This window comes from Sphingomonas sp. R86521 (assembly GCF_042466235.1).
Classification (GTDB): Bacteria; Pseudomonadota; Alphaproteobacteria; order Sphingomonadales; family Sphingomonadaceae; genus Sphingomonas.
The window spans coordinates 2,555,221-2,575,470 of record NZ_JAXHBY010000001.1; the positions used below are offsets into that span (position 1 = coordinate 2,555,221).

General features: G+C 59.7%; 20 protein-coding genes and 1 tRNA gene. 9 read left to right on the forward strand and 12 right to left on the reverse strand.

The window, feature by feature from the left end; all coding sequences use genetic code 11:
* Positions 1-40: 40 nt before the first annotated feature.
* Positions 41-226 (forward strand): DUF4113 domain-containing protein, encoded by a 186-nt coding sequence (locus SJY20_RS11785; RefSeq protein WP_380787112.1) that lies wholly within the window; start codon positions 41-43, stop codon positions 224-226.
* A gap of 22 nt (positions 227-248) precedes the next feature.
* Here SJY20_RS11785 and SJY20_RS11790 read toward each other — a convergent pair whose 3' ends face one another.
* Positions 249-1,073 carry a phosphatase PAP2 family protein gene (locus SJY20_RS11790; protein WP_380787113.1) on the reverse strand — a complete coding sequence of 275 codons (825 nt, stop codon included), beginning with the start codon at positions 1,071-1,073 and terminating at the stop codon, positions 249-251.
* Positions 1,074-2,066: 993 nt separating this feature from the next.
* Complete coding sequence (locus SJY20_RS11795) at positions 2,067-2,927, reverse strand: hypothetical protein (protein ID WP_380787114.1); 861 nt, start codon at positions 2,925-2,927, stop codon at positions 2,067-2,069.
* 195 nt (positions 2,928-3,122) lie between these two features.
* Here SJY20_RS11795 and SJY20_RS11800 point away from each other — a divergent pair, with 195 nt between their 5' ends.
* Together SJY20_RS11800 and SJY20_RS11805 are read left to right on the forward strand one after the other, a co-directional pair.
* Positions 3,123-3,353 carry a helix-turn-helix domain-containing protein gene (locus SJY20_RS11800; protein ID WP_380787115.1) on the forward strand — a complete coding sequence of 77 codons (231 nt, stop codon included), beginning with the start codon at positions 3,123-3,125 and terminating at the stop codon, positions 3,351-3,353.
* Between the two features lie 402 nt (positions 3,354-3,755).
* Complete coding sequence (locus SJY20_RS11805) at positions 3,756-4,811, forward strand: hypothetical protein (RefSeq protein WP_380787116.1); 1,056 nt, start codon at positions 3,756-3,758, stop codon at positions 4,809-4,811.
* 375 nt (positions 4,812-5,186) lie between these two features.
* Here the strand turns inward: SJY20_RS11805 and SJY20_RS11810 are convergent, their stop codons facing one another.
* Positions 5,187-5,372 (reverse strand): hypothetical protein, encoded by a 186-nt coding sequence (locus SJY20_RS11810; protein ID WP_380787117.1) that lies wholly within the window; start codon positions 5,370-5,372, stop codon positions 5,187-5,189.
* On the reverse strand, positions 5,369-5,932 hold the full coding sequence (locus SJY20_RS11815) for a recombinase family protein (protein ID WP_380787118.1): 564 nt from the start codon (positions 5,930-5,932) through the stop codon (positions 5,369-5,371). The genes SJY20_RS11810 and SJY20_RS11815 overlap by 4 nt, the downstream gene beginning before the upstream one ends.
* A gap of 186 nt (positions 5,933-6,118) precedes the next feature.
* Between SJY20_RS11815 and SJY20_RS11820 the strand changes: the two genes are divergently transcribed.
* Positions 6,119-7,402, forward strand: a complete 1,284-nt coding sequence (locus SJY20_RS11820) for a phosphatidylserine/phosphatidylglycerophosphate/cardiolipin synthase family protein (RefSeq protein WP_380787119.1) — start codon at positions 6,119-6,121, stop codon at positions 7,400-7,402.
* A 163-nt stretch (positions 7,403-7,565) separates the two neighbouring features.
* Here SJY20_RS11820 and SJY20_RS11825 read toward each other — a convergent pair whose 3' ends face one another.
* From SJY20_RS11825 to SJY20_RS11845, 5 genes are all read right to left on the reverse strand, one after another.
* Entirely contained in the window at positions 7,566-10,034 is a 2,469-nt protein-coding gene (locus tag SJY20_RS11825; RefSeq protein WP_380787120.1) for a hypothetical protein, read from the reverse strand.
* A gap of 10 nt (positions 10,035-10,044) precedes the next feature.
* The gene (locus tag SJY20_RS11830) at positions 10,045-10,638 is read right to left on the reverse strand and encodes a hypothetical protein (RefSeq protein WP_380787121.1); all 594 of its coding nucleotides are present in this window, start codon (positions 10,636-10,638) and stop codon (positions 10,045-10,047) included.
* Complete coding sequence (locus tag SJY20_RS11835) at positions 10,635-11,255, reverse strand: hypothetical protein (protein WP_380787122.1); 621 nt, start codon at positions 11,253-11,255, stop codon at positions 10,635-10,637. Before SJY20_RS11835 ends, SJY20_RS11830 begins: the two co-directional genes overlap by 4 nt.
* A gap of 245 nt (positions 11,256-11,500) precedes the next feature.
* Positions 11,501-13,276 (reverse strand): site-specific integrase, encoded by a 1,776-nt coding sequence (locus SJY20_RS11840; RefSeq protein WP_380787123.1) that lies wholly within the window; start codon positions 13,274-13,276, stop codon positions 11,501-11,503.
* A gap of 92 nt (positions 13,277-13,368) precedes the next feature.
* Positions 13,369-13,444, reverse strand: a tRNA-Ala gene (locus SJY20_RS11845).
* Between the two features lie 93 nt (positions 13,445-13,537).
* Here SJY20_RS11845 and arfB point away from each other — a divergent pair.
* Positions 13,538-13,960, forward strand: coding sequence for an alternative ribosome rescue aminoacyl-tRNA hydrolase ArfB (gene arfB, locus SJY20_RS11850; protein WP_380787124.1), 423 nt, complete (start codon positions 13,538-13,540; stop codon positions 13,958-13,960).
* A 119-nt stretch (positions 13,961-14,079) separates the two neighbouring features.
* Here arfB and SJY20_RS11855 read toward each other — a convergent pair whose 3' ends face one another.
* Positions 14,080-14,838, reverse strand: a complete 759-nt coding sequence (locus tag SJY20_RS11855) for an RluA family pseudouridine synthase (RefSeq protein WP_380787125.1) — start codon at positions 14,836-14,838, stop codon at positions 14,080-14,082.
* Positions 14,839-14,883: 45 nt separating this feature from the next.
* On the opposite strand from SJY20_RS11855, the gene SJY20_RS11860 reads away from it, so the two are divergent.
* Positions 14,884-15,636 (forward strand): M15 family metallopeptidase, encoded by a 753-nt coding sequence (locus tag SJY20_RS11860; RefSeq protein ID WP_380787126.1) that lies wholly within the window; start codon positions 14,884-14,886, stop codon positions 15,634-15,636.
* Positions 15,637-15,696: 60 nt separating this feature from the next.
* On the opposite strand, the gene wrbA is transcribed toward SJY20_RS11860, so the two are convergent.
* On the reverse strand, positions 15,697-16,299 hold the full coding sequence (gene wrbA, locus SJY20_RS11865; RefSeq protein ID WP_380787127.1) for an NAD(P)H:quinone oxidoreductase: 603 nt from the start codon (positions 16,297-16,299) through the stop codon (positions 15,697-15,699).
* Between the two features lie 138 nt (positions 16,300-16,437).
* Positions 16,438-17,154: a pirin family protein gene (locus SJY20_RS11870; RefSeq protein WP_380787128.1), complete on the reverse strand. Its 717-nt coding sequence runs from the start codon at positions 17,152-17,154 to the stop codon at positions 16,438-16,440.
* Between the two features lie 217 nt (positions 17,155-17,371).
* On the opposite strand from SJY20_RS11870, the gene SJY20_RS11875 reads away from it, so the two are divergent.
* From SJY20_RS11875 to SJY20_RS11885, 3 genes are all read left to right on the forward strand, one after another.
* The gene (locus SJY20_RS11875; RefSeq protein WP_380787129.1) at positions 17,372-18,265 is read left to right on the forward strand and encodes a LysR substrate-binding domain-containing protein; all 894 of its coding nucleotides are present in this window, start codon (positions 17,372-17,374) and stop codon (positions 18,263-18,265) included.
* Positions 18,266-18,447: 182 nt separating this feature from the next.
* Positions 18,448-19,149, forward strand: coding sequence for a response regulator transcription factor CtrA (gene ctrA, locus SJY20_RS11880; RefSeq protein WP_380787130.1), 702 nt, complete (start codon positions 18,448-18,450; stop codon positions 19,147-19,149).
* 142 nt (positions 19,150-19,291) lie between these two features.
* Positions 19,292-19,552, forward strand: coding sequence for a hypothetical protein (locus tag SJY20_RS11885; RefSeq protein WP_380787131.1), 261 nt, complete (start codon positions 19,292-19,294; stop codon positions 19,550-19,552).
* The last annotated feature ends 698 nt before the right edge of the window (positions 19,553-20,250 follow it).

Consider the following 20,250-nt stretch of genomic DNA (forward strand, 5'->3'; position numbering starts at 1 on the left):
GGCGCTTCTCAAGGCCGTCGCGTCGGAGCGCGACCTTCTGTTGGGAGCACTGGATGCGATCAACGGCAGGTTCGGTACGTGGTGGCGTTGGCGGTGTCGCAGGGGGTTAAAGCGGGAATGGAGAATGCGTTCCCCCGCTTGGACGACGGACATTGAGGAACGTGCCTATGGTCGATACCAAACAAATCCAAGACAAGTCGCGGAAGACGGAGGCTACCTGGCTTGACCCGCAAATTTAGCTGCGCCGCTTATGTTCCGGCTTGGCCGATAAGTTCTGGTCTTAGCATCCTTTCACTGAGATAAATCGATAGGGCCGCAACCGCTGATCCTGCGAGCAAGTCGACAAGATAATGATTTCCACATATAACCGCTGAAAATAACATGAGAATATTCATTAATATCATAGGACGACCTATAATTCTGACAGGAGCAAAGAACCAACCTAGCAGTACGGCGGCTTCGGCGTGAAAGCTGGGAAAATAGACTATTCCGCGTAAGGCATCTGCACCCAGAACATGTAAGTCTCCGCTCCGAACGCGCATATGGGTCTCCACTGCGTTGATAAGGCTTCGTGACGTGCCATAGGCTGGAAACAGCGGCGAAACGAGCGCGGTAATCGTCAGTGCGATCGCCCACGCTGTTATGAAGCACCATGCACGATCCCGAAAACGTCCTAAGCACAGCGTTAGGACCAAGAGAAACGGCTGAAAATTGATACTGTCGTAGGCGAAACGTAGGATCGATAAAACCGACCTATCGGATCGTAACAGCGCTTCGACCAGATCACGATCAACGCCTAAAAAGATAACATCGTCTAACCGCTTGAGCAGCGGGTCCGCCAATGGAAAGTTCGCACTTGCTAATACGATTGTACACAATGGCGAGGCGATCATGAGAGCCAATAGTAAAGCTATGATCTCGACTAGATCGGATGCGACGTTCACTTCCAGCCATCGTAGCGCAATTGCTAAGCCAATGAGCAAGCTAATTGCGATTGCTATTGAATTGAGCGTTTCGGAAGAATAATTAAAAAGGCCAAGAGCGACTGCTCCGGCAGAAACGCCAATCTGCACTAAGATCATGGCATACGCTACGAACGCGCGGCTATCGAGGGGACTGCGCACGCTCAAACAGGCGAAGCACCGCGGAACGGCTGCCCCCGTGCAAGTTGCACCCTCAGCCGACTCCACCATCAAACCCAATCTTGTGACATATGCCGACTATAGTGACGCCGTTCAGTTAACAGACAATTTCGCCCACCGGGAAAGATGGCGTCTTTAGTGTGGTTTCGCGTCCCAATAAGTGACTAGCCGTTTACCATCTAATTAGAAATAGCGGCGCTCGTATCGTCATTCGGTCTGGCGCGTATAGCCCTTGCAATATCAGCACGTCATTGCAGCTGCAGTAAGCAACGGCTTGTGCTCGTCCGGCCGCAGGATCATGATCATAGCTTCTGGGTGGATTCGCGCGGCTAGCTCGTTCGGGTCGCAGGTCACCATCGTGAATCCTGCTCCCTTCGCCGCCTGCTGCTGGAACCCGGTAACCGCGAACACTGGCTGATCATGGACATCGAACCACATTGCCTATGGTAAGCGCGCCCTTGCTCACAATGCTCCTCGGCGTCCTTTCGCTAAACTCGGTTAGCGGTATCATCCCCATACGGAAATAATAGACCCCATTCGGGACGCGATGCAGATAGGAACGTTAGGCTTTCGTCCTCGTACCCTTGTACTAGACGCCTGTAAAAGTCCTATTTTTTCCAGCACCTTGCTGTCTTTTCAACAGCTGGGGAGCGCTGGTGGAGCCGAGGGGAGACTACGCATCTACCCCGGCACCACAACATTTCAACGACTTAGCTTGCTGTTCCGCCTCCTTGTGTAACAGGGAGTGTGTATCATACAAGGCCATTCAGCGAAGGCGCTGTACCAAACTTGGTGGAGTGCTCGTCCTACCAAAACCTGTGAAAATCACCTCCATGAGATGGTGGATTTCGAGTTCGTACCCTTCCCAGCTCTCTACGATATTCACACCTGCATACCCCTAGCCGAAGGTCGCGTTCGTCGCTGTTAGGCTATTGCTGCCTGTCCAACCGTGCAGTGCGTGCTGACAGCCTGACTATGCAGCAGACCCATGTTGACCTTGCGAAACGTTCGCGTGCGTCGTGCATCGACAACCTCATATAGCATACGAGTATTGCTATCTATGACGGTCCCAGATGGCCCCTTGCTCTCGCACGTAATCTCGAAATCCTTGAGGTTTGAAAGCGCGTCGTTGCGAAGCGTGATGTCGACAACGAGGACGTTGCCGAAGCCTTCTTTCCGCCCGCGAACCTTCTCAACCGCCATGCCCTGCTCCGGGTGCTCGCGGAGTACGTCGAGACTGGCTACCTGATCTGCTAGTTCCCGCCTCTTGTCGGCGTATCCTGGATTGGCTGGGGCAAGGGCGACAATGTCGTTCCAAAACGTCAGACGGGTCTCATAATCGCGCTTTTGCAAGGTTTTTAGGTCAGCGAGCAAGCTCTTGATCTTGGCGTCGTTCCGCCGCTCCATTGCTTGACCCTTGGCAAGCGTGACTTTGGTGTGGTTTGCCTCGACGGCCGCCGCGCCATCGTTCGCAACGTTCCTCTTGTCGCCTCCTTCCGAGGCAGCGTGGTCTGCTGGCGAGTTCGCTGCACCAGACGGCATCGCTAACACGCCGACGATAGCCAATACCGCAGCCACGACGCCCCGCCCCGTGCCGGAAAGTGTCGATTTTCCCTGCGCTCGCACGTGGTCGACCATTCGGGTCCAACCCATGAACCCGCACAGGGTGAACGCGATGGCCGAGATTACGCTGCCGTACACAAACAGGGCGACAGCCGCCGCAAAAAGCGCGGCGATTGCAAGTCGTTCCGGCCAGTCCATGCGACGTGACAATGGGTCGCTCATCGCGGCCACCCCGAACCTATTTCTCCGTCGTTGGCACCCAGTGCCCGAGGACCTGTAGCTTCCATTAAAATCTCCCAGCAGCTTACACCGCGTTGCATCCGATCAGTGACATTAACTGCGCGACGGGCTGGGAGGAAGAACGATTACACTCTTCGTCTGATGACGGATGAGTGACGTTCGGGCCAATCGTGGGCTATGGATGTGAGGAAGCGACTAGGGACGAACGTGAGACGGTTGCGCGAGGCGGCTGGCTACTCGCAGGAAGCGTTCGGCGACGCCGCAAACATCCATCGCACTTATGTCAGCGATGTGGAGCGCGGCAGGCGCAACCCCACGATTGAGATCGTTGAAAAGTTTGCGGTTGCCTTGAAGGTTCGCACGGGATCGCTTCTGGACGACCCTGCTGACCTCGACGGCAAAGCGTAAGCGGCGGTGACTATCGTCCGCTCCCCGCTTCTGCCGCTTGTGCCGCCTCCCGAGGCAACCTCCGGCTACGACGTTTTCCGAGCAAGCTATCCGGCGTTCATGGCAGAGCTTCAAGCCCATCGGCAGCAACGCGACCGCGAACGGGCTAAGCTAAGAGCGCTACCGGAGAGCGCTCGTCACGCGCGCGTCCGCAAGCTTCTGCGAGACCGCCGCTTACACGTCCTTTATGCCTACGACGCATTGCGGAAGACGCGGCAACTGGGTGCCGCGACACCGGAAACGGTCAGGGGCCTCGCGAGCGAGTGGAACCCGTTCGGTGTATGCCGGGAGGCCACAAACATTTTCATGGTACCGGGCAGACACCGCGAACGCCGCGTCGTGAGCTTCGGTCCCCATCGGCGGATGCATCAGGGCCTCGTTGCCCATATCATCCGCGACCTACATCCCCCTCTCAAATGCCAAAAGCTAATTTGGGGCGGGATGCCGGCGGCCCTAGCGGCCGTCGAAGCGGCCATCAAGGATGGATACGTCTATGGGGCAGAGGTGGACGTCGTTCACTTTTACTCCAGCGTCCGATACTCAACCGAGTTGGCCGAACTACTCCGCCCATTGCCCGCCAGCGTGGTTCAACACGTGGTATGGGACACGGGTGTCAGGCGTGATCCTGACAGTGATTTCATGTCTGTGTCGTCACTGGATGATCCTTCCCTCAACGGCTTCGTGGGACTTGCACCCGGTGCCGGAACCTCGGCCATCGTCGGCGAGAAGATCATGGGTCTACTGCTCACGGAACACCGTGACATCAGGTTCGTGGCTTACGCTGACAACGTCTTCGTTCTCGGACGACAGGCGGACGCTGTGGCAACGTGTCTCGAACACCTGCGCAATATTGCCGAAGGGCTTGCAACGGGGCCGTTGAGGTTAAGGGATAACGGAATTACCCATCTAACCGGAAACAGCGGAATTGCCGCGATCCCGGCGCAGTTCACATTCCTTCATCATGTCGGAGAAGTTCGTGATGATGGGGATGCAACATGCCCGGCCCGTCGCGTGACGTGGTCGCCGGATCAGCGCAAGCTCGATGAATATAGCTTGGCTGACAACGGTGCAATTATCACGGAAGGAGAGATTGAAAAGATTGAGCGGAAGGTCAGTCAGTGGCGGAAGGCGTATCCTTCATGGCCAGAGGGCGACATATGGGAGATGCGCTATCTCGCCGAGTTGGCGGCACTCCGATTTTACGAAAATGCCGCGCCCCTCAACAAATCCCAAGCCACGCACGCTGTCATTCTCTGTTACTTTGCCGAAAAGCGTGAGCGCGATTTCGCGGAGTTCCTCCCGGATGGCAAAGATGCGACCGCAAACCGCCGACGAGAACAGATTATTGAGGCTGCCCATAGGCGGCTTGCGACGATCGAAGCGCGCCATTCATCTGCTCCAATCGCAGGTACGGCGTAGCGAACCGTTGCTGTTCGGTGGGTTAAGGCAACCCGTGCGGATAGGTCTCGTCAAATGGGCGAGTTAGCGTAGCAATATCGATGGACAGGTCATGGACCCACTTCGCTACAGGCACCTCCTTGAGGAGCCTTTGCCAATAGTTGGTCTGGGCAAACCTGACGTGGATGGCGTGATGGCAGCGCCGACACACCGGATAGGCCGACAGCACGTCCCTATAATCTTCCAAATGCCACTGGTGGGGCATTCCAATCGCTGTTGCGCAAACCGAGCAGAACGAGCGCCATGCCATCCGCCCATCAGCGACGGCTGCGTTGATCTCACGACCGGCAATCCTTCGTTGCTTGGGGCTAAACCCGTTGTAGTTCGCGCGCATCCCTATCCCAGCGTCAGAGCGATGTCGGCCATCGTTCGGCTAACACGCTGCACCCCATCGCGTAGCGACGCGAGCAAGACCCACCCCTCGTCCGCCGTCAGCATCGGGCTTTGCCCTTCGACCGCGACACCGTGCATCTCCTCAAGGTAAGCCGCGATGACCGCAAACGTCTCACCTACGTCGATCATGCGACGTGGTCCGCCAGTATTCGGTACACGGACGCGCGAGAGATATTTAGTTGCTTTGCAATCGAACCGGGTCGGACACCACGTCCCTTCAACTCGCATATTTGAGCCGATTTCGCTCGCGCAGTTGGAGCACGCCCACGGTAGCGGCCTTCCGCTTTGGCGCGGGCGATGCCCGCACGCTGGCGTTCCAACATCAACGACCTTTCACACTCCGCCACCGCGCCGAGAACAGTCAGCAACATCTTTCCCGTTGCCGATTGCGTATCGACCTCGCCTCCACCGAAATCGAGGATGCGAAGCGCAACCCCCTTGGCATCCAGCTTTGCGACGAGTTCTAGAAGGTCGACCGTCGAGCGCGCTAATCGGTCAAGCCGGGTGACGACAAGCGTGTCGTCGGCTCGCACAAACTCAAGCGCCGCTTTGAGTTGAGAACGATCCGCGACGGATGAAACCATCTCGCTGAAAAGCTTTGTGCAACCCGTTGCAAAAAGTTGTGCTTCTTGGGCGTCGAAGCCTGCAATCTGATCTGTCGTTGAAGACCGGCGGTATCCGACAAGCATCTGTTATTCCTATCTAATCCTACGACAGATTAGAGGAGTGACAGGTGGTGCAAAGGCCTTTCATCACGCGCACGCGTTTATTTTCAGCTCGCGTTGCCCGAAGCACGGTGGCGATTTTTTGGGGTGGTGCAGATACCGAAAACCCGTTCTACGTCTGGGCAGAGGCAATAGGGGCAGGGTCAAACGATGGCTAATTTGCGCGATACCTACGGCAATTCTGGGCCGACCGGGTATACGATGAACTTTTTTTCGATCAGCGCTGCGGGCGCGAAAGACGCGTGGTTGGCCAGTCCGTTTTTCTCGACCTATGAGCCGGTGCGCTATCTGACCGACCGAGGATGTCGCGTGAAATTGCTGGTCCGGCTCTGTTCAATTACGCCGCCGCCAATTATTCGCCAGGCAGTGAACGATCCAAATGTGACGTTACGCTATTTTACGGATCGCAGCTTCCACGCCAAGCTTTACATCGTTGACGATGTAGCGTTGGTCGGGTCTGCCAACCTGACAAATGCCGGCCTCATGACGAACCGGGAAGTTTCAGTTGTCCTGCAACGCGGCCGCGATGCTGGCTTCGACGACTTACCGGCTATGTTCAATCAGTATTGGGAATATGCCAGCGTTATGACCAGCGAGGTATGCAGCCGTTACGAGCAAGCGTTCCGCATGATCGGCAAGCCCATCGAGGAACAGGCATTTCAAGCGCACCTTGAGAACCTCGTCGGAGCCGCATCGCCGCCTAATGCCAAAGTCGGCAGCGAGTTGGTATCGGCACGCCGATCGTTCATTCAGTCGTTGCGTCAGAAGTACGACGAGGAATTGATCCCGGCGTTTCGTGAGGTGGAACGCGTCTTCGTCGCGACCGGGCAGCGTCGTCCCGAGTTTGCAGATGGCGACCCCGAAATCGAGCTGGGCCGGTTCCTTGGCTGGCTGAGGATTGCAAGAGCTCCTGCCGACGACTGGAAATCGACAGCCTTGGCAGATGAGCCGGAGCGAAAGAAGCGCACCCTTCATTATCTTGGTGAATGGAGCGCCGTCGCCGACACAACGGCAGGTGACATGTTCAACGCGGAACGCGAGGTGGCCAACATTAACCGCCTGCGAGCGGCATTTTCCTCCGTGGAGACGATCGAAGCGTTGACCTACGACGAACTGTTCGACGCCCTGATTAGCGTCCATGCGTTTTACGATCGCCTGCGGTTCGTCGCAGGCGGGCTGCCCGGACTTCGCGCAGAGTTTGGCGCAAAGAACACGCTCCCGGCAATCAAGAAGACCCTAACCTATCTTCTGCATGGCCCCGGCACGGCCCTCGAACGGGCTTACGACTGCATCTACAACGAGAGCTATCGCTTAGCTGGTTTTGGCGAAGCGGGTGTCATGGAGTTTCTCGGCTGGATGGACACCGCTCGCCCGCCGATCAACGGCCGCACCATTAAAGCTCTGCGCTTCCTCGGCTTTGACGTGAAGGAATAGGGCTGCTCGTCTCACAAGGGCCCGAACCCTGTGAGAAACCTTCGCACGGGGAATGATGCGACCCATGTGATACAATTGAGCCGGGAATGCGGCGTCTCACTGGAGCAAGGTTCTGTAGGATAGTAACTGGGGTTTGCTGCAACCGCGCTCAGCCTACCAGCGTCTAGAATGTAAAGTAGAGCTGGCCCGACGACGGTCTTGCAAGCTCGTTAGGTCGAACTTGAAGGCCGTTACCATCGAGCGTTACAGTAATCTCCTGTCCGTTGCTCAGAGTGATCGGCACGGAGGACTTTGACGACAAAAGTAAAGGATAGCTAATGCTGAGACCGGATCCAGAGCGATTGATTTGGCCAAGCCGCGATAGCGGTATGGTTCGGGTACTTCCGCTCGATTGATCCTCCGCCCATGCCGGCGCTGATGTTTCAAGCAAAACAAGGTTTCGCGCAAATCCGCCGCGAGCCTCTCTCTTCGCATCCGATACGGTGTTTACGTCAGACCATTCCACGCCGGTTGTAGCAGCTAATGCCCTTACGACCTCTAATAGATCAGCCAATTCAGCAGTCACGTCCTGCGGTGTATCGGCCTGCAAAAGTTCGAATGCTTCTTCAAACAGTTTGCAGACGAGCGCCGCGCGGGCCTCTTCTTTGGCAATCTCAGCAAGAGTAACTATCTCACCACCACGCTCGATCTTGGCTGGTATATCGTCACGGACAAGTTTGCGGAAGACGCGCCGTTGGCGGGTTCTCGTTCTGGTTGGTTCAGCCAGAGCGACAACAGTCAGACCTGCTTTTTCTAATACGTAAAACGCATGGGAAAGAATGGAACCTGTGAGTGCCACGGGTAAATTGCGCCGTTCGGCAACCTCAATAATTCTGTCTAAAAATATCTGGCTCCTGAACAACTCCGGATCGTCAGGCTCCAACATTAAGATAGCGCGACCAGGTTCTATGTGCTCCGCGTCGTTTAAATCTTCAAGCGACGCTATAATGAAACGACGCAATGTTGGTGATACAGAAGGTTGCCGCGCTACCTGCGCGTGTGGCTTCATCGAAAACCAAGGAATGTTTCGGGTCAATCCAGTTTCAGGCGGCACGGCACAAAACCACATAATTTGTACGTCATCGTTCTTATCATTTGCAATTTGCTGGGTGATACGCGCAACCTCGGCAAGGTCGGCTTGCGGTAAGCTTCTCCCGCGAGTTGATTTTCTTAGTATACGAACTACAGCCCACGTTCCAGTTTTGGTCTCTTGGAGGAATGCGTGTTTATAGTGCGTTCTCTCTGTAGATTGGCGATTGGAGGTTAGGTCGTATTCATAACTGTCATGCGGTAGATATTGGAGGCCATCTGGCAGTCCCCAAAGGCTATCTACTCTAACGATGCTCCCCCCGGGGCGAGCGACTGCCCATGCAGCGGTTACCGAAGGAATGAACTTATGAAGAACGAAGCATACGTCGTTTGGAGCGACACCTCGTTGCTCGAATTCGGAAAGAACCCTATACATGAAATCAACCGCATCGTTCGATGATACGGTTTGGGTTCTTGGTAGGTTTAACGACGGTATTGTCTTATCTCGGCAGTCGGTGCGGCATACAATGCGATCACGCGCGAAGATGCGGAGATCATCGACGAGCCTCACCTGAATTTCGGGCTGCGCCGTAAGCAGGTCCCCGGTCACGTATACAAGACTAGGATACACGCCAGAAACACAATTGATAAAACTCGCCGTTTTATCGATCTTGCTCCATCCGCTACTACCATCGGTCGGCGCAACCTTTACGATTGATCCAACGGGGAGGGGGCCGGGTGGGAAAATATCGCCAGCCCTGAGAAACGCTGTAGGATCGACGCCTTCATCAGGCTGGTCCTCCTCAAAGTCGAGCTGGTAAAGCCAAAGGCGGTTCGACGTTGCACCCCATTCTAGATGCGTCCTGCCAGCGCGGAGTAGCGTCGCCCACCTGCCAACCCGCCGAAGGCTGGAAACTAGCCCAGATTGGCGGGATGCGACGGTTCCAAGCGCGGTTTCAACATCTATATTTTTCTCTCGTTGCGAGTTGAACCTACCATTGCCGGTATCGGCCGGCTCTTGCTCCCACATCCAGTGATTTACTGTTCGCGAGACGCGCTGCTCGTTCGATATGTGGCCCATAACAAGGTTCGGCACGCGGGCTTGCACAACCAGTGCCATCGATCCGGTGCCGCCGCCTGCGGAGAAACCTGAATAAATCTGAGCCATGGCGCGAACAATCATGGCGGCGTCGTAATCAGCAGCTAATTCTAATGTCGTATTAGCGCCACGCTCTCGCAATGTTTCGTCCGTGGCGCTGGACCGTACTACGAGCCCTTTATGCCAGGTGGGGTCCCAACGCCGTGCGAGCTCCGCAGCGATTTCAGCACTATCGATCAATACCTCATCGCGCACGTCGTCAGCAGCGGCGCGCCATTTTTCGAATACCGATACATCGATGAAGAAAAATGGAGGCGTCCACAGAGCAGGAAGGACACTCAGTCCCGCACCCTTTCGGCCGACGCGCGGAACCAATTTTGATCGCACATCGGCCTGATGTCGTGAAGGTCGAGCAAGTTCGAGAAGGCCCTCTCCATGGTTAATAAACAAGGGCGCGTCAGTCATCCAGCAGTGCTCAGTCTTGCTTATCCGAAGCACTACGAACGCGTGCATCGACGGTTCCGAACCATTTAACAGCAAGATTTTGAAGAGCGGCAAGAACGTTGTCGGAAAAATACCCGAGTAAAAATCCCGCGCCTAGTGCGCGATAAAAGCTGTCAAATGCCTTTGCGTTTAAAAACGGAACGATTTCGGCCGACACCATAAACGCTACAAATACGGCGAACACCCCGGATAGCGCAGGGACGATGAAGCGCCATAAGATGCGATCACGGTTCCACGTCCACTTGGCAACCGAATGATAGAGCCATTTGAGAGCAAAGGCTGTGCCGCCCGCCGAACCGCTCAACGCGATTGAAAGCCAGATCAGGAAAGTGCGGTCGCGGGGATATTGAAGGCCGAACGCGAGAGCCTGTGGATTAACGGGCTTTGCGCCGACGGCCTTCCCAATGATCAATAAGCTGACCGACACGGCAATTAAAACGACTAAAAGAAATACGAACTCAACCGCAATCTGGAACCATGCAGACCGAGGATAGCGTGTCGCAAAGTGTCCCGGTTGCCGCCCGTCGGTCAGCTCCACGGCAGGCTGTGGAAGTTCATCGCTCACGCAGATTTATAGCCGGCCACGGTCCCAAGGAGGTTCGGAACGTTGGGATGCTGCCTATAATTCCATGTCTCGTCGCAGCCAAGGCGCTGAGCGATGATACGGCGAACCCATTGTGACTTTGGCTGCCGAACGTTTCCTACGATTGCCGCACCCGATGCCGGGTTCATGATGCTAACGTATTCGGCGTCAGTAGCGACTGCGGTCCGGAAACTGGAAGCTCCGCTGTGCGCCGTCCAATCAATGTCGTCGTCCGCCAGATCGAGCGCCGCTTGGAGCAGGTCAAACGGCAAAGGAACGAGATGAAGATGCGCTTGATCGACGCCGCAACCGAGAGCACCACCCGGTATACGGTTGCCATGTTCGAATAAAAACAGGTTTGTACCGAACGCGAGGAGGCGCTCCGCGACGTTGGCTTGAAACTGATCCAGCTCGTCCCATTCGGCCGATGTCAGGCCCGAAAGGTTCAGCATAGGACGACGGGGAACAATCAGTACCCAGCCAGCTACCAGCGACCCCAATGACGGAAAGGCCACGAAAGATGAGCTTTCGTCGAGCGCGCGGTCCCAAGGGTCGGCTGCCCCGCGAGGGTCGCGCAATATCGTATCGAAGCGGTGCACGGGTTATGTATCTCCATCGTCCGCAGGGGACCGGAACAAGGTATCATAGGCAGCGAATATGTGGAGCAAAATGTGCTTTGGGTAGGGAAACCCGCCTTGGATCACCTTTATACGCTCGTGGCATCCGGTTCCTTGCACCCGGTTGCACGCAGGCCGTAGGCTGCTCGCCGCAGCCTAGCAAGCGCTCGTTCACGACGGCTGAACGAGACCGTACATGGCATCATCGAAGAGGTTGGCCATGTGCCCTAAGATACGTGCAGCGCAGAGAAATCCACATTATAGCTCACGGCATCCAGTAATGAGCGTAAGACGGCGGCTCGAGCGCCGTCTCCATAGCTATTGCTGACGCTACTTCCTCGCGACCATCCACCAAGCTCTTTCACGAGCGCTTCGTCCGCGCCGGGCACGCGCAACGCATCGCGGAAGTTATGCCGGAAGGAATGGAAGCCTACTTTTCGGTCGGGCTCTGTCGCCCCTAGGGATTTCCAAAAATGTGCATACCGCTTGGAAAACGTTGAACTTGCATATCCATCTGAACCGGCCGGCACATCGTCAAACAAGAGAGCGTTGTCGTCGGCCAGCTTGGCGACATAGGAGATGAGGCCGCATCGGATCAGTTCGCGATGCACGGGCACAACCCGATAGCTCGCTTTCGTTTTTACACTCATGTCTCCGCCTATCATGAAGGCTGGTAAGCCATCCGTCGCTGTCTGAATATGCCATCTTGTAAGCTGCAAAATCTCGTTCATTCGCAGCCCGCTGAACAGCGCGATTAGCGGAAGCCAAAACCGGCTCCGTCGAGCAACGTTACCGGGCAGCCGTTGGGTGTGCTGTCGCCCGTCATCCAAGTCGCTGGTATATAACGGGGACGTAAAAATGGCTCGTAGTTGGTCGTCGGAGTAACTGTTTCGTGCCTTCTCGCGGGCACCCTTCTTTCCCCGCGGACTGAGTTCGGGAGGGAAGGGGTTGGTAAGCATCAAGCCTTCGCTTTTCCCGAAGGCCAGCAGGTTTGCCAAAAGACGCAAATATACACCCTGTGTGGCGTAACTCATGCAGGGCCTGCCGGCGGCCTCGTTCTCGTCAGCTAGTGCTCCAAGCAGTACGTCATCCTGGTATCGCTTGGTTAGGTTCGGCGGAAGCCGTGCAACCAAATCCCGGAACGCCCTGCAATGGCTGCCGGTCAAAGAAGCTAAATCGCAGTTTGGCCCAAAGTGGCGCTCGATGAGCGCCAACGCTGCTTTCTTTTTCAAGCGCGTCTTCGGGGTGATCGCATCGTCCCCGTCAATTTCGCTCTGCTCGAACGTCGCGCGAACGGTACGTAACAGTGCAACGGGTGCGGGCATTGCAACAGTGGGCGGCAAAGCTACCGGGCCATCCCGAGCAGCCCGGAAAAGAGCGTCTGTGATGCGGTCGCGGAAGTCCCCGCGAGCCCGGTCCAGCTCGATCCGCCACAGCTGCCCTAAGGCGCGCCGAACATAGCCGCGAAGGAGGCGACTAGGCTCGCTGGCGTAAGGCGAGCGCCTTCCCTCCCGACGGAGTAAGAAAATCTCGACACTTATTGCCGGGTCTTCCGTTCCCTCCGATCCATGTCCGAGGCCGGCGATCCGATCTTCCAGTTCGATCAACCACTGCTCAAGGCGATCTGGCGACATACCGATCAAGTCGGCGCTAGCAAGGTCCAGTTCGGCAAACGCCGTTCGGAAATAGTCCGTCGCGATACTCTTGGCCTCGATCGCGGTCAGGAATGGTAAATCGGGGTGGTCTGGTCGGTGCGCTCTTGGCACGCTCGACGCAATGCCGGAAGGCGCGCCCGGCCGTTCTCCGCCCCGCTGAAAAAACTCCATCAGTGCCAGCCGCGCCGCAGGCAATCGTTCAAGGGCAACGGACCGTTCTTTGGTGTGGAGCGAGACCGATTTTTCGACAGGCACGTTCTCGCGAATGAGGTGCTGCGGACAGCGCAGACGGCACCGATACACCGCGCCGCGACGTTCCAAATTCTGATCTTTGCCCAACTCGTCCATTTCCAATGTGTAACACAGCGGATGGAACAGCAAGCAAGAGGAAAGCCCCGAATACCGCTACATAGCAGCCATATAAGGATTTCTTGGACGCGTGGTGGAGCCGAGGGGAATCGAACCCCTGACCTCTGCAGTGCGATTGCAGCGCTCTCCCATCTGAGCTACGGCCCCGCGCGTCCGAAAACGCCCCTAGCGGCTTGGTTTCTGGCTTGCAATATCGCGCCGCCAGTTTTTCCCGGCGCCCCGCCCTGCTAAGGTTTTCCGATGGTCTGGATTCCGATCACCCGCTCGACCGCGATCGACGACAGCGAGATCGGCGAGACCACGACGCGTGCCGGCGGGCCTGGCGGGCAGCACGTCAATACCACCGACAGCGCGGTCATCCTGCGCTTCGATGTCGCCGGATCGCCGAACCTGCCCGAGATGGTCAAGGACCGGCTGGCCGTGCTGGCGGGCTCGCGGCTGACTCGCGACGGCGTGCTGGTGTTGCGCAGCGAAGGGTCGCGGTCGCAGCTACTCAACCGGCAGGAGGTTCGCGAGCGGCTTGTCGCGCTGATCCGCGATGCGACCATCGTGCCTAAGAAGCGCCGGCCGACCAAGCCGACCAAGGGTAGCCAGACGCGTCGGGTGGATTCGAAGGTCAAGCGCTCTGCGGTCAAGCAGGGGCGCGGGAAGGTTTGGGAATAGGCGCGCGGTCGGTTGCCCATTCCTCGTCGGGAGACTGCCGTTCTCCCGCGAACGCGGGAGCCCGGGGTTCCGACCGTAGCGCTGCTTGATCCTGGGCTCCCGCGTTCGCGGGAGAACGGTCAGATCGCGGAACCGTCGTGGCTATGGCTCCCGGCATCGCCCGCTGGATCGACCGCAGCATCAGGCCCAGCCTTAGACGTCGTCGCTTCAGCCGGATCCTCGCCGAACCCCGCCGCCGCAAAACGCTCCGGCATCGGCGCTTCGCCGATCACGTCGGGCTTGCCGGCGCGCGGCACAGCCAGTTTCTGCGCGTGGAGCATCATCCCCAGTCTGTCCGCGGTGCCATAGACGCCGTCGCCGACCACCGGCGCGCCGAGCCCGGTGGCCGCATGGACGCGGATCTGATGCGTCCGTCCGGTCTCGGGCAGGAACTCGACCAGCGCGCGGCCACCGCGAACGTCCAGCACGCGCCATGCGGTGCGCGACGCCTTGCCCTTCAGGCTGCCGTCGACGTCCTCAACCATCCGCCAGCCGGTTTCGGCGGTGCTGACCTTGCCCAGCACCATCTCGATCCGCCCCGATTCCTCGGCCGGCACACCCTCGAGCAACGCGACATAGCGCTTCGTCACCAGCCCCTGCTCGAACGCCTGTTGCAGCCGCGCGTGCGCCTTGGGGTTGCGCGACAGCAGCAGGCAGCCGCTGGTATCGCGGTCGAGCCGGTGGACCGGTTTCGGCCAGCGCTGGAACCCGAACTTCAGGCTCTCGAGATGATTCTCGAGGCTGAGCGAGCCATCGCGGGGCGGATCGACCGGCAGCCCAGTGGGCTTGTCGATGATTAGGGCCTCGCCGTCGAGGAAGAGTACGCGTTCACCATGCATCCGCCGCCCTTGCCAGTATCGGCGCCCGCATGCCAGAGGCAGAGCATGCTGCGCTGCACACTTCCACTTGTCCCGGCACTTATCCTGGCGTTTGCACCCGTCGTCGCGCAGGCCCAGCTCTGCGAGGGGCAGAGCGCCGCGATCGCTGCCGACGGCCGCGCGTTCGGGCATCTGCCCTACGGCGACGCGCCTGAGACCGAGCTGGTGACGTTGCCGTCGGAGTATTCGGTCGGCAACCCATGCGTCGTCCGCGCCGACGCCCTGCCCGACCTGTTGCGGCTGTTCGAGGCAGCGCGCGGCGATCCCGCGGTGATGGGCGAGCTTAAGGCGCTGTCGTGCCAGCGCTCGATCGCTCGCCAGCGCACGGTGTTCTGCCGTGGCAGCGACACCGCCGCCGACCGTGCGATCTCGGTCGCGCCGCCGGGGTATAGCGAGCATGCCACTGGCTATGCGCTCGACTTCGCGGTGCGCCCGCGCAACGGCTGCCCCGACGCCGAGGCCTGCATGGCAGCTACGCCAGCAGCGAAATGGCTGCGGCTGAACGCGCCGCGGTTCGGGTTCGAGCAGAGCTTTCCCGGCGGCAACAAGCAGAACGTCAAATGGGAGCCGTGGCACTGGCGCTGGGTCGGCGTCACCGCCGCCGCGCCGGGGGCAGCCAAGGCGCGCTTCGTGTTCGCGCGGGCGCGGAAACTGTATCCGGCGGATCCGGTGATCGACCCGGTGGTGGTGCGCGTTGTTCCGCCGCCGCCGAAGCTGATCCTGCGGTTGCCGGTGATCGACGTAAAGCGGCGCCGCTAAAGTTAGCGGCGGCAGCAATTCCCGTCACCCTGAACTCGTTTCAGGGTGACGGGACGCGACTTACCGCTTGAGCTTCGCCGCAGTCTCGGCGATCCGCTTGCCCTGATAGCGGGCGCCCTCCAGTTCCTCGGCGTGCGGCTGGCGCGAGCCGTCGCCGCTGGCGATCGTGGTCGCGCCGTACGGCGTTCCACCGCGGACCTCGTCGACGCCCATCTGACCCTTGAACCCGTAATCGAGCCCGACGATCGTCATGCCGTGATGCAGCAGGTTGGTGATGATCGAGAACAACGTCGTCTCCTGCCCGCCATGCTGGCTGGCAGTCGCGGTGAACGCGCCGCCGACCTTGCCGACCAGCGCGCCGGTGAACCACAGGCCGCCGGTGGTATCCCAGAACTGCGCCATCTGCGCGGGCATCCGTCCGAAGCGCGTCGGTGCGCCAACGATGATCGCATCATAGTCCTTGAGCGCGTCGGGGCCTTCGATGACGTCGTGCGCGGTGTCGGTCTTGAAGTGCGCGGCGGCGACCACGTCAGCCGGTGCGGTCTCGGCGACGCGGCGGATATCGACCTCCGCACCACCGGCGCGCGCGCCCTCGGCGACGGCATCCGCCATCTGCTCGAGATGGCCGTAGGACGAGTAATAGAGAACGAGAACCTTGGTCATGGGCAGTTCCTTCAAGAAAGTGGATCGCTGGAAATCTATCGTCACCCCAGCGAAGGCTGGGGTCTTTGTGGGCAAATGCCGCGGCCCGAACCGGGAGACTCCAGCCTTCGCTGGGGTGACGGTTGAACCGCGGGGAGTTTATTCCGAGTCGACCAGGACGATCTCGGCGTCCTCGATCGCGGTGATGGTAACGGTCTGGCCGCCCGTCAGTGCCGCACCGTCGCGCGCCGCGAAGCGCTGGCCGTCGATCTCGATCGCGCCGGTCGCCGGCACCAGATAGGCGTGACGCCCCGCGCCGACGCTGTGCGTGACGCTGTCGCCGGCCTTGATCGTCGCCGCCAGCACCCGCGCATTCGCCCGGATCGGCAGCGCGTCGCCGTCGTTCTCGAACCCGCTAGCCAGCGTCACGAACGCACCCGACCGCTCGCCCTTGGGAAACGGCTTCGCACCCCAGCTCGGGCTGCCACCTTTCCGCGTCGGCTCGATCCAGATCTGGAAGATCGTCGTCGTCTCGGGCTCGAGGTTGTATTCCGCATGCCGCACGCCGCTGCCGGCGCTCATCACCTGGACGTCGCCAGCCTCGGTACGCCCCTTGTTGCCGAGCGAATCCTGGTGCGTGATCGCGCCGCTGCGGACATAGGTGATGATCTCCATGTCCTGGTGCGGATGCGCCGGAAAGCCGTTGTTGGCAGCGATCTCGTCGTCGTTCCACACCCGGATCGCGCCCCAGCCCATCCGGGCAGGGTCGTAATAGCTGGCGAACGAGAAATGGTGCCGCGCGTTGAGCCAGCCGTGGTTGGCATGGCCCAGGCTGTCGAAGGAGCGGCGCTCTACGGTGGTCTTGGTATCGATCATGGAAAGTCTCCAATCTGTTGTCCCCAAGATAAGCGCTGCGATTACGCCGTAAATAGAAACGCTGGAAACCGATCGTTTCGTTCGCTAGCGTCCGCCCTCTACTCCCCTCCCTGGAAGGGAGGGGAAGGGGGTGGGTCGGCCTGAGTCCGGCACAGCGCTCCCCCGATAGCGACCCACCCCCAGCCCCTCCCTTCCAGGGAGGGGAGGAGAACCACGGATGCGCCTGCCAGATCTCGAAGCCTGGGCGATCTTCGCCAGCGTCGTCGAACATAAATCGTTCAGCGCCGCCGCCGACACGATCGGCCTCAGCAAGGCGACCGTCTCGAAGGCGATCACCCGGCTAGAGGCGCATCTCGGCCAGTCGCTGTTCCACCGCACCTCGCGCCGCCTGGCGCTGACCGAAGCCGGCAAGCCGCTCGCCGAACACGCCGCACGGATCCTCGCCGAGGCCCGCGCCGCCGAAGAATCCGCCAACGATGCCGCCAGCGCGCCGACCGGCCGGGTCCGGCTCGCCGCGCCGATGAGCTTCGGCGTCAGCAACGTCGCGCCGCTGCTCGCCGAATTCCTCGAAGCGCATCCGGGCATCGAGATCGAGCTGCATCTGTCCGACGCCCGCGTCGACATCGTCGCCGAGGGCTTCGACATCGCGCTCCGCATCGCCACCCTGCCCGACAGTTCGCTGCGTGCCCGCCGGCTCTGCTCGATCACCGCGCCGATCGTCGCCGCGCCCAGCTATCTGGCGCGCCGCGGCACGCCCACCCATCCGGCGCAGCTCGGCGAGCACGCGCTGTTCGGCTACACCAACGTCACCGGCCCGTGGCGCTTCCACCGCACCGGCGAAGGCGATGTCTCGGTCCGCGCGCAGGGCCAGTTATCCGCCAACAGCGGCGAGGCGCTGGTCCCTGCCCTCGTCGCCGGGCTCGGCATCGCATTGCTGCCGACCTTCATCATCGCCGAGGAACTCGCGTCGGGCGCGCTGGTCGAGCTCCTCAAGGACTGGGCGCCGCCGCCGATCGGCCTCCATCTGCTGACCCCGCCGAGCCCGCTTCGCCCGGCCCGCGTCGAAGCGTTGATCGCATTCCTCAGCCAGCGCCTGCGCGACGGCAGCTGATCTGCGATCGGCCCCGCCACCAGATGGCAACGATTTTTTACACATTTCGACCTTGCCAGGACACGACTCAGCGCGCTTAAATCCAAATTAACCTTTTGCCTTCAGACATTCAGTGGTTAATGGATTGACGTCGAGCCGCGGACATAAGGGTGTCGGACGGTGTCGCGAACAGGGGACGACCAATGCGGGTGCTGCTGATCGAGGACGAGCCGACCACTGCCAAGGCGATCGAGCTGATGCTCTCGGCCGAAGGCTTCAACGTCTACATCACCGACCTGGGCGAAGAAGGCCTCGATCTCGGCAAGCTGTACGACTACGACATCATCCTGCTCGACCTCAATCTGCCCGACATGCACGGGTACGACGTGCTCAAGCGGTTGCGCGTCGCCCGGGTCTCGACCCCGGTGCTGATCCTGTCGGGCGTCAACGAAATGGACAGCAAGGTCCGGTCGTTCGGCTTCGGCGCCGACGATTATGTGACGAAGCCGTTCCACCGCGAGGAACTGGTCGCGCGCATCCATGCCGTCGTCCGCCGCTCCAAGGGTCACAGCCAGTCGGTCATCCGCACCGGCAAGCTGGCGGTCAACCTGGATGCCAAGACCGTCGAAGTCGACGGCAGCCGCGTCCACCTGACCGGCAAGGAATATGCGATGCTCGAGCTGCTCTCGCTGCGCAAGGGCACCACGCTCACCAAGGAAATGTTCCTCAACCACCTCTACGGCGGGATGGACGAGCCCGAGCTGAAGATCATCGACGTCTTCATCTGCAAGCTGCGCAAGAAGCTCAGCCTCGCCTGCGACGGCGAGAATTACATCGAGACCGTCTGGGGCCGCGGCTACGTCCTGCGCGAACCCGACGAAGTGGCAACCGCGCAGGTCGCCTGACCCCAATCATCGGCGAGAAAAGGCCGCGGCACCGGGGGGTGCCGCGGCCTTTTTTTTGTGCTGTCCTACAGCGCGGGGACGTGATTGCGCTCAAGATGCTGGCCGGTTAGCGTTCACATCCCGATCTGAGGAAACAGCCGGCATGTTCACCGTCGCTACAGTATGTGCGAACGTCCTGATCTACGGACTGCTGGGATGGGCTGTCGTCGGATGGCTGAGGCACCGAAGCCACGCGCGCGTCGCCGGACTCTTTCTTGCCATCGGTTTTGCCGCCGGTAGTTTCGGCGGGCATGCCGCGGCAGATCCCGAAGACATGCTCCGCCTTCGCGCGCTCGGTTCGGTCGCGGGTCTGGTCGCGCTGTCGGCAGTGATGTTCTACCGGCATCGCCGCCGTATCGCATAGCACTGTCTGGCGAAGAGTAGCCTGCTACCAACCTCCGTCATCCTGACGAAAGTCAGGATCCAGAGACCCAGGCGGCACCGTTCGTGGCTGTGGATCCCGGATCAAGTCCGGGATGACGAAGGGAAGACCAGCGCCGTTGCTTCGAGCCAGCGACGGTCGCGATCACCCCGGCCTGTTCCGTGAAACACTCGGGCGTCGGTCCGGCCCCCTTGTTTCCCCGCGAAGGCGGGGACCCAGACTGGGCTCCCGCCTTCGCGGGAGAACAACAGTCCCTTCCATCACCCCGGCGAAGGCTGGGGCCCAGATGCGCGACGCTCGGCAATCCCGATGCCCGATCCGCAATCCTTGACCGAACGCTGCGACACCGAGAGGCGCTGCGGCCATTTTATACTGTCCTACACACCGACGATGTGATTGCCTGCTACGGTCTTTCTCGGCGTAGAACCCGCGCCACGGACACATCGGCGGCGACTCCGGCGTAGCGGTGAGCCCCGCCGCCCCGCTCCGTTCGTGCTGAGCGAAGTCGAAGCACGGTAGCAAGAACCGAGGTTGCAAATATGATCCGGCAGCTATCGCCCACATCTTGCCGTTCGGCGGATTTGTGTAGATGCCCAATACCGGCCATTAAAATAGCCGGGACCGGGCACGGTAGCGAGCGGAGAAGCCGAGTGGATCAAATTACAATCAGACTGCTGCTT

Coding starts and splice junctions, on each gene's coding strand:
- SJY20_RS11795 (WP_380787114.1), bottom strand. CDS start 2,927: ATGAGCGACCCATTGTCACGTCGCATGGACTGGCCGGAACGACTTGCA.
- SJY20_RS11800 (WP_380787115.1), top strand. CDS start 3,123: ATGGATGTGAGGAAGCGACTAGGGACGAACGTGAGACGGTTGCGCGAG.
- SJY20_RS11805 (WP_380787116.1), top strand. CDS start 3,756: ATGCATCAGGGCCTCGTTGCCCATATCATCCGCGACCTACATCCCCCT.
- SJY20_RS11810 (WP_380787117.1), bottom strand. CDS start 5,372: ATGATCGACGTAGGTGAGACGTTTGCGGTCATCGCGGCTTACCTTGAG.
- SJY20_RS11815 (WP_380787118.1), bottom strand. CDS start 5,932: ATGCTTGTCGGATACCGCCGGTCTTCAACGACAGATCAGATTGCAGGC.
- SJY20_RS11820 (WP_380787119.1), top strand. CDS start 6,119: ATGGCTAATTTGCGCGATACCTACGGCAATTCTGGGCCGACCGGGTAT.
- SJY20_RS11825 (WP_380787120.1), bottom strand. CDS start 10,034: ATGACTGACGCGCCCTTGTTTATTAACCATGGAGAGGGCCTTCTCGAA.
- SJY20_RS11840 (WP_380787123.1), bottom strand. CDS start 13,276: ATGGACGAGTTGGGCAAAGATCAGAATTTGGAACGTCGCGGCGCGGTG.
- arfB (WP_380787124.1), top strand. CDS start 13,538: ATGGTCTGGATTCCGATCACCCGCTCGACCGCGATCGACGACAGCGAG.
- SJY20_RS11855 (WP_380787125.1), bottom strand. CDS start 14,838: ATGCATGGTGAACGCGTACTCTTCCTCGACGGCGAGGCCCTAATCATC.
- SJY20_RS11860 (WP_380787126.1), top strand. CDS start 14,884: ATGCTGCGCTGCACACTTCCACTTGTCCCGGCACTTATCCTGGCGTTT.
- wrbA (WP_380787127.1), bottom strand. CDS start 16,299: ATGACCAAGGTTCTCGTTCTCTATTACTCGTCCTACGGCCATCTCGAG.
- SJY20_RS11870 (WP_380787128.1), bottom strand. CDS start 17,154: ATGATCGATACCAAGACCACCGTAGAGCGCCGCTCCTTCGACAGCCTG.
- SJY20_RS11875 (WP_380787129.1), top strand. CDS start 17,372: ATGCGCCTGCCAGATCTCGAAGCCTGGGCGATCTTCGCCAGCGTCGTC.
- ctrA (WP_380787130.1), top strand. CDS start 18,448: ATGCGGGTGCTGCTGATCGAGGACGAGCCGACCACTGCCAAGGCGATC.
- SJY20_RS11885 (WP_380787131.1), top strand. CDS start 19,292: ATGTTCACCGTCGCTACAGTATGTGCGAACGTCCTGATCTACGGACTG.